15 protein-coding genes are annotated in these 14,832 nt (G+C 38.0%); 4 read left to right on the forward strand and 11 right to left on the reverse strand.

The window, feature by feature from the left end:
* Positions 1–28: 28 nt before the first annotated feature.
* From AWV75_RS12530 to AWV75_RS12550, 5 genes are all read right to left on the reverse strand, one after another.
* Positions 29–2,437, reverse strand: a complete 2,409-nt coding sequence (locus AWV75_RS12530) for an outer membrane beta-barrel family protein (RefSeq protein WP_060874767.1) — start codon at positions 2,435–2,437, stop codon at positions 29–31.
* 87 nt (positions 2,438–2,524) lie between these two features.
* A complete protein-coding gene (locus AWV75_RS12535; RefSeq protein ID WP_060874702.1) occupies positions 2,525–3,001 on the reverse strand; it encodes a DUF7000 family protein in 477 nt (158 codons plus the stop codon).
* Between the two features lie 20 nt (positions 3,002–3,021).
* Positions 3,022–4,134, reverse strand: a complete 1,113-nt coding sequence (locus AWV75_RS12540; RefSeq protein ID WP_060874703.1) for a serine hydrolase domain-containing protein — start codon at positions 4,132–4,134, stop codon at positions 3,022–3,024.
* A gap of 151 nt (positions 4,135–4,285) precedes the next feature.
* The gene (locus tag AWV75_RS12545; RefSeq protein ID WP_060874704.1) at positions 4,286–5,002 is read right to left on the reverse strand and encodes a LytR/AlgR family response regulator transcription factor; all 717 of its coding nucleotides are present in this window, start codon (positions 5,000–5,002) and stop codon (positions 4,286–4,288) included.
* Positions 4,995–6,038 carry a sensor histidine kinase gene (locus tag AWV75_RS12550; RefSeq protein WP_060874705.1) on the reverse strand — a complete coding sequence of 348 codons (1,044 nt, stop codon included), beginning with the start codon at positions 6,036–6,038 and terminating at the stop codon, positions 4,995–4,997. Before AWV75_RS12550 ends, AWV75_RS12545 begins: the two co-directional genes overlap by 8 nt.
* Before the next feature lie 404 nt (positions 6,039–6,442).
* Between AWV75_RS12550 and AWV75_RS12555 the strand changes: the two genes are divergently transcribed.
* On the forward strand, positions 6,443–6,904 hold the full coding sequence (locus tag AWV75_RS12555; RefSeq protein ID WP_060874768.1) for a carboxypeptidase-like regulatory domain-containing protein: 462 nt from the start codon (positions 6,443–6,445) through the stop codon (positions 6,902–6,904).
* Between the two features lie 186 nt (positions 6,905–7,090).
* On the forward strand, positions 7,091–7,549 hold the full coding sequence (locus AWV75_RS12560; protein WP_082711082.1) for a carboxypeptidase-like regulatory domain-containing protein: 459 nt from the start codon (positions 7,091–7,093) through the stop codon (positions 7,547–7,549).
* Between the two features lie 137 nt (positions 7,550–7,686).
* Here AWV75_RS12560 and AWV75_RS12565 read toward each other — a convergent pair whose 3' ends face one another.
* The 4 genes from AWV75_RS12565 to AWV75_RS12580 form a co-directional block, all read right to left on the reverse strand.
* Positions 7,687–8,325 (reverse strand): CatA-like O-acetyltransferase, encoded by a 639-nt coding sequence (locus tag AWV75_RS12565; RefSeq protein ID WP_060874707.1) that lies wholly within the window; start codon positions 8,323–8,325, stop codon positions 7,687–7,689.
* 130 nt (positions 8,326–8,455) lie between these two features.
* Positions 8,456–8,794, reverse strand: a complete 339-nt coding sequence (locus tag AWV75_RS12570) for a DMT family transporter (protein WP_060874708.1) — start codon at positions 8,792–8,794, stop codon at positions 8,456–8,458.
* Positions 8,795–9,143: 349 nt separating this feature from the next.
* Entirely contained in the window at positions 9,144–9,542 is a 399-nt protein-coding gene (locus tag AWV75_RS12575) for a hypothetical protein (protein ID WP_060874709.1), read from the reverse strand.
* Positions 9,543–9,551: 9 nt separating this feature from the next.
* Positions 9,552–10,928, reverse strand: coding sequence for an MFS transporter (locus AWV75_RS12580; RefSeq protein WP_060874710.1), 1,377 nt, complete (start codon positions 10,926–10,928; stop codon positions 9,552–9,554).
* A 69-nt stretch (positions 10,929–10,997) separates the two neighbouring features.
* Here AWV75_RS12580 and AWV75_RS12585 point away from each other — a divergent pair, with 69 nt between their 5' ends.
* A complete protein-coding gene (locus tag AWV75_RS12585) occupies positions 10,998–11,870 on the forward strand; it encodes an AraC family transcriptional regulator (protein ID WP_231738130.1) in 873 nt (290 codons plus the stop codon).
* A 149-nt stretch (positions 11,871–12,019) separates the two neighbouring features.
* Here the strand turns inward: AWV75_RS12585 and AWV75_RS12590 are convergent, their stop codons facing one another.
* Both AWV75_RS12590 and AWV75_RS12595 read right to left on the reverse strand, forming a co-directional pair.
* A complete protein-coding gene (locus tag AWV75_RS12590; protein ID WP_060874712.1) occupies positions 12,020–12,550 on the reverse strand; it encodes a VOC family protein in 531 nt (176 codons plus the stop codon).
* On the reverse strand, positions 12,550–13,260 hold the full coding sequence (locus AWV75_RS12595) for a DUF981 family protein (RefSeq protein ID WP_060874713.1): 711 nt from the start codon (positions 13,258–13,260) through the stop codon (positions 12,550–12,552). The genes AWV75_RS12590 and AWV75_RS12595 overlap by 1 nt, the downstream gene beginning before the upstream one ends.
* Before the next feature lie 283 nt (positions 13,261–13,543).
* On the opposite strand from AWV75_RS12595, the gene AWV75_RS12600 reads away from it, so the two are divergent.
* Positions 13,544–14,821, forward strand: a complete 1,278-nt coding sequence (locus AWV75_RS12600; RefSeq protein WP_231738132.1) for an adenylosuccinate synthase — start codon at positions 13,544–13,546, stop codon at positions 14,819–14,821.
* Positions 14,822–14,832 lie beyond the last annotated feature (11 nt).

Genomic DNA, 14,832 nt, shown 5'->3' on the forward strand with positions numbered 1-14,832 from the left:
GGTCGTGTTTAAACATAGTTATTAATAGTTACTTTATAACCTTTATAGCAGGATGCGCTTTATTGAGTATTGGATCTTCTTCTTTTTTGTCTTCTTTTTTGTTTGTACCACCAAAGTTGTACGTGATTCCCAACTTGAATACTCTCATATCATTTTTAAAGATAAAACGCGTTTGTTGATCGGGATGTTCTAGAATGGATGTTCTAAAACCACCGGTTTTGAATAAATCACTTACAGCAAAAGTGGCTGTAAATTGATCGTGCCACAATTTTTTGCTTACCCCCACATTGACTTCTCCTAATGAACGATAGCTGAAGTTGGAATCAATTCCTCCATTTTGATACCATGCCGTCACTTCCAAACTGAAATTCGCAGGTAATTTAAAATTGTTGTACGTAAATACACCAAGGCTATTCTTGTTCATACTGATGCTACTATTGTCAAACTTAGTATTGTAAAAATAAACACCATGGTAATTTTCCCAACCATTGAATCCTGGAATTGGCAAGGATAAGGACGCTTGCCATTCGCTTCTACTTTTTCCGTTGACACTAGTAAAGTACGCGTTGTTTACACTTTCATTAAAATAGCTGTACAACATGGGATCCGTGATGCGGCTATACCCTAAAGTCAGATCAATAAAACCTAGAAACTGCTGAGTAAGTTCGATATTATTCGAAAACTCAGGTTGTAATTTGGGATTACCCCAAGTTTTGGTGGTGTTATTGAGGTAGCGCACCGCAGGATTCAACTTATCAAATTCAGGTCTTTCTATTCTTCGTGCATAAGAAGCCATAATGGCGTAGTTTTCACTTGCCGTATAGGTAATTTGTACCGTTGGAAATAGAGAGAAATAATCTTGTTTAACTAAGTTTTTATGCTGTAAGGTATCGCCTTTGATATGGGTGTATTCTCCGCGTAAACCTGCTATAATCGCCCATTTACCCTGTGTTAAATCAATAGATCCATAAAAGGCATGTACCCCTGTTTTATATTCAAATTTACTTCGATTCAGTTGATTGACCTCTTCGCCTTGTAACAGCAAGGTGTGTAGACGTTCATCCGTTTGTAAGCTTGCATAATTGCTCTTGATACCCAATTCAATTTTAGCACTAGATTGTTCTTCATCCCATAGGGTTTTTTGATAATCGGATTTAAAATTAAACTCTTTGCGATCGGTGGGATACACGTTGTGTTGCTTTGTCGTCCAAGGATTTTCTGGTATAAAAGGAGCTGTTTTATCGACAATAAAATCGGTGACATCTGATTTGACGTATACTAGACCCGCTGAGGTTGTCCAACTTTCTTTTTCTGCTAATTTAAGCGTATACTGAACATCTGTTTTAAACGTTGTCAATTTACTTTTGCTGTCATTTTTTTGCGCCGCTTGTTGAGGGGAAAGTTCCTTTGTACCTGTTGTTGTATGCGTTTGAACTGTACTTGGTGTGTCATTGTAGTCCAAAGACGTAGTGAAACGCAAGACATGACCTTGTTCAAAGTTTCTCGCGATATCGAGCTTCACCAGGTGGGATTTGCTGTTTAAAAAGGTACGTTGAGACTGATTTGACCAGTCTTGATTTAAGGCTGCTAAATCTTTTTTCTCATAATTCTCTCTCCAGCGATCTGGAGCATAGCTATAGGAATACATTAAATTATAATTCCAATGGTCATTGCCATAACCGAGGTTCAAGGCATGATCAGTACTAACTTTATGGCTAACTCCTACTGTTGAATTGACGGAACCATAAAAACCTTGTACCAATTTCTTTTTTGAAATAATATTAATAACACCACCTGTACCTGATGCATCAATATTCGCAGGTGGAATATTCATGATTTCAATCGATTGAAGGGTAGAACCTGGTGTGCCTTTGAGGATGGTTTTCAATTGCTCCGTTGTGAGCTGTGTTGGTTGCCCATCCATTAATACCGTAACACCTGATTTGCCTTTGATTTTAAGCTCTCCACTTTGACTCATCGTAACGCCGGGTAGTGATTTTAATACATCATAAGCAGATTGTGTTTGCGCTAAATTACTTTGCTCTATATTTAATGTTGCTTTACCTGGGGTAACCTTCAACGCTTTTCGATGGCTGGTAATAAGCACTTCATCCAGGATGTTTTCATCACTAGTAAGCGTAATCGTTAATGGGGTATGCGAAGCGGGTAACGTCAGTTGTTGTTCTACCGTTTGATAACCAATAAAACTGACGAGTAGTTTATAATTGCCCTTGTTTTGGTTTAGCGCAAAGCTAAAGCTTCCATTTTCTTCACTCATCGTGACGTATTCCTCTTTGGGATTATCGATCGCTTGTAAGAGTAAAGTAGCCCATCCAACAGGCTGATTTTGCGTGTCTTTTACTGTGCCTTTAAGTTGCGTTTGGGCACAGAGGAATCCGCTCAAGAGTAGGAATACTAAGAGTATACTTTTTTTCATTTCCGTAAAATTAAAATTGAGTTGTACCGTACCTCTTTTTTGTGGCAAACCATTGAGGTACAGTATAGGACTAAAAAGTGCTGAAAATTAAAGCAAAGGATTAATTTCCGCTATGGTTTGCAGAGCCTTGGTCCGAATAGCCAAGAGCATCTCCTCCGTCTGATCGAAGTTAAGCTCATCCAATAGTACTACTTCTAAAATAGCATACTGAGGCATGGTGGTACGATCGGCATTCCATTTGCTTTTTTTCAAGGTCTTCCAATAGTCTTGTTGCACTTTAGCATTTTGTCCCATTAACCAAAGTTCGATTTGCAAGGTAGCGTGATTGAGTACAATGCCATATCTCAACTTCTTTTCTCTTAGTTCTCGATCAAAAAAAGGAAAATAGCTGTAATCGAGATAACCCGGTGAAATATTCCCTACATTGAATTCCGCTTTGTGATGAAAAGCAAAATCAGCTTTGGCTTGCATCAAAAAGCGCAAGAGCATATGATAGGCTTGGACTATTTTCTTGTTTTGAATTTCTTTTTGGTAATGCTGTAATAGGGTAGGTGTAGATTTCATGGCTTTTTTTTAAATTGGGGTTATTCTAGTACAGCTTGAGCGAGTTGATAGCTGATTGCTACAGCATCGATGTTGGCACTATTACTCAGGACAACTAAGGTTAATTTTTTACTTGGAATGCGAATTAAATTACAATTGTAACTCATCCATCCTCCGGAATGTTCTAAGGCATCTAGGCCTTGTATTTTGCTTAATCCAATGCCAAAGGCATAAGGGGTATACTGGATGATGTCTTTTCCATCAGGAGTAGTCGAAGGGAAAGCCGTGGCAAACTTTTTGACAAGTGCTAATCCACCCACTTTACCTGAGGACATATTTTCTCCCCAAAGGACTAAATCGCCAACGGTGCTATGTACTTGACCATCTCCAGTATGGGTCCAAAATACTTCGTCAGGTTGATTCATTTCATTATAAGACAAAACATGCTGACGCTCAATGGGGTATTGATCCACAATGAAGGTGTGAGTCATCCCTAAAGGAGCAAAAATATACTGCTGACTAAAGTCTTTGAGTGGCATACCACTGACGCGTTCTATAATCTGCGCCAATAAGAAATACCCTGTATTGCTGTAATCTTGTTGCGTTCCTACTTCAAACTCCGTGTGGGTTAGCTCAGTTAAATGTTGTAATGTCTCTGCGCTACTTAACGGGTATTGTCCATCAAGTCCTTTGTTATACGCTATTTCCATATAGTCGGATAACCCACTAGAATGACTGATGAGGTGCGCCAGGGTGATGGGCTTTACATAGTCACCCAATTCAGGCATATAGGTGTATAGCGATTGATCCAATGCTAACTTCCCTTGTTGTTCCAACAACAGGATGCCAAAAGCCGTAAATTGCTTGGAGATTGATGCAATATTGAACACATCACCCACTTGTAGAGGTCGAGCAGGATCCAATGCGGCCAAACCAATAGCCCCAGTATACGTTGCACCTTGATCATAGTGTACTTGATACGTAAAACCAGGTTTGTCTGCTTTGCCATTTTGTTGGGCAATTCTTTCCAACTTCGTTGTCATTTGTTCTTCTTTTTTTGTGGGTGTATCGGCTTTGTCCGAACAGCTAAGTAGCCCTAGGCTTCCTAGTGTACCTATACTTACCAAAGTAAGATGTAATAGTTTCTTTTTCATGCTTTATTGATGTGAAAGGAGTTTGCGTTTCAATCTAGGAAGCAAATATCTCCTTGCCTTTTCTTTTCATCAAAAAAAAAGGATGAACGAAGCTGTTTTTGTGACCAAATGCCTTCAGCACCATCTTTTTAGGGGGATGTAAACGTTGTGTTTACTCTTCTAATTTATCGAGTAATTCTCTTTTATAGGTTGATCCTATCGGTAGAATAATTCCTCTTTCTAGTTCTACCTGACCTCCTGAGATTTTTTTAATTTGATTTAAAGCAACAATATGCGATTTGTGAATGCGCATAAAGTGATTGCGGTCTAATTTCTTTTCTATTTCAGTGGTGGTAATTGGGCTGAGGTACTGTTTTTCATTGGTAAATACTTTGACGTAATTTCCCCAGCTTTGAAGATGGGTGATATCGCTGTAGTGTAGCTTCAGTGTATCACCATCTACGCGAAGTAAAATATACGAGGTTTCTTGTTCTTTTGGCATTGCTTCTGCAGCCTCACTGATGGGTTTATAGCGGGAAAACACATTGTCTATAGCAGCCATAAAGCGTGCCAAATCAAAAGGTTTAACCAAATAATCCACGACGCGATATTCATAGCTTTCTAATGCATATTCTTTATAAGCCGTAGTGAGTACAACAAGTGGTGGATTTTGAAGGGCTTTGAGCATTTCTAATCCTGTGATACCCGGCATGTTGATATCCAAGAAGATGAGATCAACTGGATTTTCATACATGTATTCCATGGCTTCGATAGGATTGTAGAACGACTTTTGTAAGTCGAGTTGTTTTAATTTTTGAATGTAATGCCGGAGGACTAAGTGTGCGCCTTCTTCGTCATCAATGATCAAGCATTTGAGTGTTTTATGCATAGGTGTGTTCATTTAAATGTATAATTAAGTAAGTGGTATAGGTGTCTTGATCTTGTGTTGTTTCTAATGTAAAACGATTGGGGTATAGTAATTCGAGGCGTTGGCGGATATTGGTTAATCCGATGCCCGTCGAATTGTTCTGAAGCTGTTGATCTCCTAATGAATTGGCAATTTTTAGGTGAATGACTTGTTTTTCTAGGGTCACGGCTAAGGATACAAACCAAGGGTGTTGAATGGTTAAACTGTGTTTGAATGCGTTCTCGACTAAAGTAATGAGCAGTAGCGGAGCAATCACATAGTGTGGCGCTAAAGCATCAGGATCTTCAATGGTGTAGCTAATGACACAACGTTGTCCTACGCGCTCTTTTTCTAGTGCAATATAATTGCTGATAAAGGCCAATTCTTCTTCCAGGGTAACGGTATCTTTTTTAGAATTTTCCAATTGATACCGCATCAAGTTTGAAAGTTGGAGAATGAGATCTGGCGTACGCGTAGGATCCGTTAAGCTAACCCCATAGAGGTTATTGAACATATTAAAAAAAAAGTGGGGGTTCAGTTGGGCATGTAAATATTTGATTTGGATTTCACTCAACATCAATTGTGCTTCATTGCGTTTTTGAACTTCTTGAGAATAAGTACGAACTAACAGAATGGATAAAATAGCTGCCGTACTAATTATACAAAGAACCAGATGTGAGACGTAATGATCTAGGAGTGTATCTTCATCCATTTGATAGTAGATGGGATCAATCCACCAATAATCTGCTGCAAGCAATATACCTGCTCCTAGTAGCGTAAAAATAACGGCTGCTATTCCATAGAGGAGGTATTTTTTGTTGAGAAATAAGGAAAAAAGAAAGTAGCGATGAAAAATCGCTTGTCCATAGACAATGGAGAAGAATAAGAGAGTTTTGATGAAATCTGCTTGTGAAATGGACTTCATTAATTCTGGCAGCATGATCAGCGCAAATAAAGCGCAGAAGTAAATCACTTCCTCTACGAAAGGTTGGGTATACCATTTTTGCGTTTTCTCCATCCGATACTGCTTTTAAGGACAAACATAGTTGTATTGTTCTTTAAGTTACAAAAAAATATGACGAACGCGTTTCATCATGGGGAAAATATAAGTTTGTATGTGCAGTTTGTAAGGAGATGGGCTTTTTTGTGCTTTGTGAAGATGGTGAGGAAGGTGAGAAGGTGAAATCGGAACGCAGTGTAGATTCATCGAATACCAAAACAAATATAAACCCATGAGATAGATGGTGAGAAGGTGAGGTTTGTTTTTTGTGATAATCTTTCAAAAAACAAAAAGACAAAAAGACAAAAAAGCAAAACACAGTGGTACCTATTATTGTTTAGATAGAAATTAAATAGTTATACAACAGTAGAACGATTGATTTATTTACTACATTAGTTTTATTCACCCAACGAATGAAAGAGATGAGAAAAATTTTACTTTATTGTTTCGTACTGCTATGCAGTTTGAACGCCTTAGCAGGTAAACGCGTAATTAAAGGACTGGTGTTAGGACAGGATGGTTATCCTTTACCTGGAACTTCTATCGTGGAAAAAGGAACAAAAAATAGCGTAAGCACAGATTTGGACGGAAAATTTGAAATAAGAGTGAAAAATAAAAAGGACAATTATCTTGTGGTTTCTTTTAAAGAATGCGAAACGAAAGAAGTTAAACTCGATAAAAAAGAGGAATTTTATACCCTTACTTTAGTAGATAGCGCTCCTTCAGGAGAATTGATTATTAATACAGAATATATTAGTAATCAACGAAGAAAGGGAGGGTATCCAGATATTAAAATTTCAGAAGAAGTTTTGGCTAGAGAGCGTAGGAGGATTGAAGAGACAGCGACTGAAGTACCTGTAGATGGTAAGAATAAAAAAAAATAAAAGAAAGAACAAACGGCACTAAAAAGCTTAGAACAAAATCAACGTTAAAACAAAATTTAGATTTTTGTATGAAAAATCAAGAGTAAATGATAATGTGTTTTGCATCAACTTGTAGAAAAAAGGAAAGTTTTTGAACGAGCTAATCTTTTATTACAGCAGTAAGGGTGTACCTAAAACAAAGAAGAGATGACAAAAATTTTAGCTTACTGTTTTATATTGCTATGCAGTATGCATGTCTTAGCAGGAACACGGGTGATTAAGGGTATTGTTATTGCTAAAGGGGATGGACTTCCAGTTTCAGGGGCATTTGTCTTAGAGAAAGGAACAGAAAATGGAGTAACGGCCAATATTGATGGAGAATTTGAAATTAAGGTAACTGATAAAGAGGATGTTATTTTGGAGTTTTCTTTTCAAAGCATGGGAATTAGACAAGTTACCATACTGAGAAATCAAGATTTTTATGAAATATCTTTAGAAGACGTACTTTCTCTAGAGGTTACTGTTGATTATACACCTGATTATCCACAAAGAAAGCGGATTGGATGTGGTGGTGATTTACTACCTCGAGGCACACTGTTAGTTGATGGAGTACCTGATGTTAGTCGTACGTCAGAAGTACCTATCAAGATGAAGAAGAAGAGATAGATGATGCGCTGAACGTATTGAAGATTTGGATTCACAATTTGTAAAAGACAATTTTTTTGCTTTTTTGTGAAGTCGTTCTTTGTGCGCTTTGCTCTTTACGAGAAAGCAAATAACAACCAACAAAAAAGCAAAAAAAACTATCCCTCAATTCCATCGCACAATTCCTGTAAACTGTGTAACAATTGAGCCACATGTAAACCATCACAAGTAGCGTGGTGTACTTGAATGGAGATTGGTAGTAGGGTTTTATTTCCTTCAACGGTGTATTTTCCCAACGTAAAAATAGGAGCGAAGTAGTCACCAAATCCTGGCACATTGAGGTTAAAACCATCAAAACTCACCCAGGGAATCATGGAAATATGAAAGATATTCTCAATCCCTTGTTGTGGGGATAGGGCATAATTATCTTTATATAGCTCGTGTACGCGATCATATTCTGCTAAAAAAGCAGGTAAATCTGCCGTGTACATCGAACATAGTTCAGAAAAGGTTTCCGTTTCTGGGTGCATAATGGTATAGGCAGGGTGGATGATATCCCATTGGATAAGTTCACCATCTTTCATAGCAAATTTAAAAGCAGCATGTTTATTCACCGCTTTTGCAAGTAAATAGATGATGGTGGGATAAAATTTATAGTCATTCGCTTTGATGAAAGGAAGGATCTTACTGATATCAATCTTTGTAGTTAAACTAAATCCGCAGCGCAATTGATCTTTAAAATGGTAGAAATGCTCTTTTCTGTTCCATGTTTCTATGTCGAATTTTTTGTAACTCATCTTGAAATAAAAATTTTAATAAAGAAAACAAAAGTACAAGGATTATTTGATTTTAGAAGATGTTCGCCCAAAACGAGAAAGTTGAAAGAAAGCAGAAATGATAAATAAAGGATGAATTGTTAGTGCCGATTTACGGTAGACTACCAGCTTCAGCTTTTCCTAGTTCAAGAGCTAATACCCCTGCGATAATCAGTACAAGTCCGAAAAGCTGGAGGAGTGTGAGGGTTTCTTTAAAAACAACTACGCCAATAAGAGCGAGTATGGTAATACCCAGTGCAGCCCAAATACCATAAGCGATTCCAATAGACATCCCCTGTTTGAGTGAAAGAGACAGTAAATAATACGCTCCTACAACGCCTAAAACAGCAAGAATTGAAGGAATTAACTTGGTAAAGCCATTGGATTGCCTAGTAGCTAAAGCACCGATAACTTCAGCTAAAATAGCAGCGATAAGGAAAATGTATTTCATGTGTTTTGAATTTGAGGTAAAGGTATTTCGATGCTTTTAAATTTGGAATAAGACACAAATTAATCCTATGGACAATTTTATCCACTAGTACAAAAGCAATTGCTTTGCGGTTTTCTTCTTAATTTTGTTTGGATTTTTTCCCTTTGGATTAGGTATAGAAATAAAATACCACAGCATTTGGATTATGGGGTAACCGTAACATTGAAAGTAATGGCGGTAAATAGACATGAAAGCATACAAATGGAGTAAGGGTTGGTATCAGGTTACTGCTTGGAATAGGATATAATCAAATCTTCTAGTTTAGAAGATAAATAAAAAAGCGCTAAGTAAGATTAGCGCTTTTTATGTATTAGATCCATTCTTCAACCAAGTGATACCACATGGCTTGTCCATTTTCATAGCGAAAAACAGCAGAAGCTTGTCTCGTATTTTGGTTCTCGTCAGTATATTGGATTTCAGTATAAGAAACAAGAACATGATGGGAGGTTGCTTGTGCTTCGATGTTTTTTACCTCTACTTTGCGCTGGGGAAATTGTCCATACACTTGCTGTAGCCATTGCGTTAGCATGAGAAAGTCAACGGTATGACCATCGCCATTGATTAATTGGAAGGCGGGATCAAAGGTATTTGTTATTGCCTCATATAGGGCTTGTTGGTCTGTGGCTGTGCCATTGAACCACATTTCGATGTGGTGACAAAAATCTTGAACTTGCTTTTTGCCTAGTTCGATAAGTGCTGTTGTATGCATAAGATTGATTTAAATATTCTTGTTTTTTTTATTGACTAGGTAGAAACCGATACCTAGGAGTTGTACGGTTCCAATTGTAGCTAAAGCGGAGGAAAAAGCGACTGGAAACCCTTGGGTTTCGCTTATGCTAAAAAATAAGGTGCCGAGAATCGCCCCCCCTAATACACTGCCCACTTGAATAATGGTACTGATGATACCCGAAGCTTGTCCTGCTTGCTCTACGGTAATGGGGCGAATGCTTTCTTTCATCATGACGGGCATAATGAGACCATGACCTAATCCCGCACTAAAGAATAAACCATGTGCTAGGAGGTTAGGGGTAGGGAAGTTGTAGAATAGTAGGCCAAGGGATACGAAGGAAACACATAATAGAGCTAAAGCAAATGGAATCCAAAAAGCAGCACTTCGTTCTACTTTAGCAAATAGAATTGGCCCTAGAAAGAATCCAATACCATAGGGAATAATGGCCAATCCAGTAGCTAAAACAGACCATTGTAGATGTGTCTGTAAATAGTAAGGATAACAAATGAAGAGACCTGCTGTAAAGTTGTAGAATAAGATAATGGGCAGATGAAGGACAAAGGATTTATTTTTAAACAACTGCAAAGATATTACCACATTTTGATGCTGTCTTTCTCTGTTTCTTTCGTAGTAGATGAAACAAGTTAGCAAGGCAAAACTCAAGCCAATAAGTCCCCAGATCCACCAAGCCCAATGAAATGTTCTCCCGTAAATAAGAGGGGTTATGAAGCAAAGTAGGGTACTGATAATCAGTAAAACACCGCCATAATCCAACCGTTGTTTTTGCAGAGGTTCAGCGGGCATATTGGTGTAGATCCCAAATAGACAAAGGGCAGCAACAGGAACATTGACGAAGAAGATAATTTCCCAAGTCAGACCTCCGATTTGAAGCTCTAATAAAACTCCGCCTACTAATTGTCCCATAATCGCTGCCAATCCAAATACAGCGCCAAAAAAACCTAAGGCTTTGGCACGTTCTTCTTCTTCAAAGAGTATTTTAATCGAAGCCAGTACTTGTGGCGCTAATAAAGAAGCACCAATACCTTGTAAAAAGCGAGCAAAGATGAGGAATTGAATCGTAGGCGATAAACCACAGGCAATGGACGAGAAGAGAAAAATCCACAAGCCCAGCGTAAAAATGTTTTTCCGACCGTATATATCTCCTAATTTTCCACTGCAAACCACCAAAGCCGCATAGGTTAGCCCATAAATAGCAATAACCATTTGCAGCTGATTGTCTGTTGCTTGAAAAGAGGTTTTAATTGCTGGTAAAGCCATGTTGACAATGAAGTAGTCCAAAGGGGATAAAAAAGCACCCACGACGAGGTAACGCAAGATGGTCCACCTATTTTTATATTCGTTCATTCTATTATTTTTTATTTCTTTGCAAAGAAAACACGCTCGATACAAAATAAATTGTATCTAAAAAGGTTTTTGTTGGTTTTAGCCATGCCATTAAATCGAATAGATCCCATCCATATTGAACAAGTAGAATGTATTGCTGATGCCTATACGATACAGTCTAAAGCAGAATTAGCCTTGGTTTATGTGTTAGAAGGAGTTGGAATCACCCATTTTGACGATCAAGCGATTCCCTTTCAGCAGGGCAAACTTTTTTTGATCCCCTTTGATGTAAACTACAGTTTTCACAGTGTGAAGCGCAGTCGCTTTTTAGTTGTTGCATGTCCACAAAGTTTTATTACGCAAATTCGCTTAGAAGCTGATCGGATTGAAACCTGTGATAACTTGACGAAGTTGAGCTATATTACCCATAATTATCACGCTAAAGCAGGTTGTGTATTTCGCATAGCAGAAGATGGTGTATTGGCAGAACACCTGTTGTATGCGATGGAGAGGGAGGCTAAAAATCCCATTCAAGATTACCTAATTATTCGCCAAGCGATGGGCATTTTGCTCAATCTTGTGGCGCGTAATTTAATCCAAAGTGATTACAATTCTACAGCAGAAAAACAAAAAGTACGCGATGTGATGAAGGTGATTACCTACATCCAACAACATATTGCCAATCGGGATAAATTGTCCATTGCATTCTTAGCACAGGAGTTTGGTATGGCCAAGAGTTATATTGGTGCGTATTTTAAAAAACAAGTGGGACTATCCCTGCAAGATTATATTTTGGATTACAAATTGAAGTTGGCTGAAATCCGATTAAAATACAGTACAATGCGATTAAAGGAAATTGCCTTTGAGTTAGATTTTAACGATGAGAGTCACTTTTCAAAATTATTCAAGAAATACAAGGGAATGACCCCTTCTCAGTATCGAATTTTACACAAGAAGCAATGAGTTGAAAGAATGTGCTTGTTGGATACAAAACGAAACGGGTGACCTTTTTGGGGCCACCCGCTGAGTCCTTTTACAATAAGGTATTTACTGTTAGTGCTAGAGCGACTTGTTAGTGCCCGTATTTTTATATCATTTAATTTGATGGGTGTTTACCCTAAATTATGGCGTTCATAGGAGTGGGTATAAATTTCAATCATATTGCCAAAAGGATCTTTAACATAGACCATCTTATACGGTTTTTTTCCTGGATCTAATTCAATAATCTCGCACATACGCTGTCCGCCATATTGCTCTATTCGAGCTACTAAATCTTCAATGTTAGGGTCTTGGACACAAAAGTGAAATATTCCCGTACTAAATGGCGTATTAACTGATGTTGGATGGGTATTTGTTTCAAATTCGAAAATTTCACATCCTATGCCATCCGCAGCACTCAGGTGAGCAAAGCGAAATTTTTTCCACCCTTCACCATATAGGAGTTTACCTATAGTAGTAAGTCTACTTTCTCGATCGTCTTCATAGACGTCAATAGGTCCAGCAATGTGATACCATCCCATAACATTTAGATAGAAATCCAGTGCTTCTTCTAAATTGGGAACAGTTAGTCCAACATGAGAAAAATTCACAGGATAGATTTGTTTTTTTACAGCGATTGCTGATTTTTTATTTAATGTCTTCATTATTCCATTGTATTAACAATTAAACCAATATGAGTAAAGTAGTTCAATGCACCAAATAATAACCAAGTCCATCCTACAACAACCAATAGAAAATAACCCAATTTTGCAACCGGATTGAAATAATTCCCCTGGGTGAATTTTTCTAAAATAGACGGAGCAATACAAGATGCAACACCAATTCCTGCATAAACTAAAGAAATACAGATCGCTTCAAACATCGGGTAATTTGCAAACATACCCGAAATAGGTTCTTCTTTTGGAGCGGCAAACAATTGATAAATAACACCAGCAAAAGCAATTCCAATCATTCCAAGTCCTATACCGATCAAGAGGTATTTAAAATGCCTAAAATTTGCTGCAATTATTTGCATTCTTTCGTTATTTTCAATTAGTTCTTTTTCGTGTTTCCAGAAATAAAAGGCCACGGGCAATAACAATGCACCTAACACTAAACTAGGTTCTCCAAAAACTATATTGTCAAAGGGAAAATACTTGGCTAAAGGCCATGTAACGGTCATATGCAATCCTGTTGTCAGTAAGATAAGCGATAGCGCAAATAGATTCATTGCCCATCCCTTGGGGTTTACTTTGGTATTGTGAATCAAATTTTTACTTATAGTTGCTAAAGAAAGTAAAGCTGCTCCACTAGCTACAGCCATAACGGTATTGTAGGTAGGCATTTGCTGCCAATCAATAATTAATTTATCCATAACTACTCTATTTTTAGAATATTACAATATACTAAAAATAAGCGAGATAACCCAAATTCCCATGCTCTGTAAACAGCCGAATCCCTAGATAATCATGATAAAATGCTACGCACACCTTAGTATTATTTTTTACTATAGAAGAAGATCAATCCTACGCATTGAATATCCGTTTTTAAATGAACTGATTTGCCGTAGCAACCCTTTTTTGTCATATGACAATTGCCTTTGAAAGGAGGCGGTCTACTTTTGTTGTTTAATTCTTTAACGTTTGAACAACATGAGTATGGATATTTTAGTAGGACTCCAATGGGGAGATGAAGGAAAAGGCAAGTTTATCGATCACATTTGCAATCAATACGACATCATAGCTCGCTTTAATGGGGGAGCGAATGCGGGGCACAGTATTTACTACAACGAACAAAAAGTGACGTTGAAATTGCTTCCATCGGGTGTGTTTTATCCCAATACGATGAATGTAATTGGCACTGGAGTAGTGGTCAATCCAATCCAATTGAAACAAGAAGTTGAGCAGTTGATGGCATTGGATGCTACATTAGCTTTACCACAACGCTTGTTGCTTTCTGCTAAAGCCCATTTGGTACTACCTACTTATGCTTATTTTGATCAGTTTTATGAATCGCATCCAGATTATCGAACGATTGGTACAACAAAGAATGGAATTGCTCCTGCGTATGCTGCGAAAATACTCCGCCAAAATTTGCGTGTGGGTGATGTTTATAGCACGCGATTTTCAAGTGAATTACAGGCGATACTTCAACGACAATACCGAGAATTGGAACAGTTGCAGTGCGATTTACCTCCTTTAAATGAAATGGAAGCGGCCTTTTTAGATGGAGTTGCATTTTTGAAAACGCTACTTGTTACGGATACAGAACTATACGTCAATCAAGCGTTACATGAAGGAAAAAAAGTATTAGCCGAAGGAGCCCAGGCTACTATGCTGGATATTGATCATGGTACATATCCGTATGTGACCTCTTCGAGTACAGTTGCTGGAGGTGCTTGTACTGGATTGGGTGTGTCTCCTAAGAAGGTAGGTGCAATTTTTGGGGTAACGAAAGCGTATACAACTCGTGTAGGGGAAGGGATTTTTCCGACAGAACTAGCAGGAGCAGAAGCAGAACAGCTCCGTCTGAAAGGGGGGGAGTTTGGCTCTAATACCAAACGACCAAGACGAGTAGGGTGGTTGGATTTACCTGCCTTAAAGTATGCTTGTATGGTGAATGGTGTTACTCAACTTATTGTAACAAAAGGGGATATCCTCAGTGATAGGGAAGAAGTTCCTATTTGTACACATTATGAAGTGGAAGGAAAAAGACAGGCTTATTTTAGTGCAAATCAAGAAGAAAAAACAAGTCAAGCTGTGTACCAATTATTCCAAGGTTGGACAGGTGATTTCACTCAAATTAAAGCGGAAAGTCAAGTGCCTTCGGCGTATCGAGCGTATCTTAATTTTATTGCTCAAGCTGTAGGTGTACCCGTAACCTATCTTTCAACAGGGCCAAAAAGAGAAGAAATTATCGAGTTGAAAGCAAACTAAAAAGAGGATTC

Source organism: Myroides odoratus, assembly GCF_001549985.1.
Lineage (GTDB): Bacteria > Bacteroidota > Bacteroidia > Flavobacteriales > Flavobacteriaceae > Flavobacterium > Flavobacterium odoratum_A.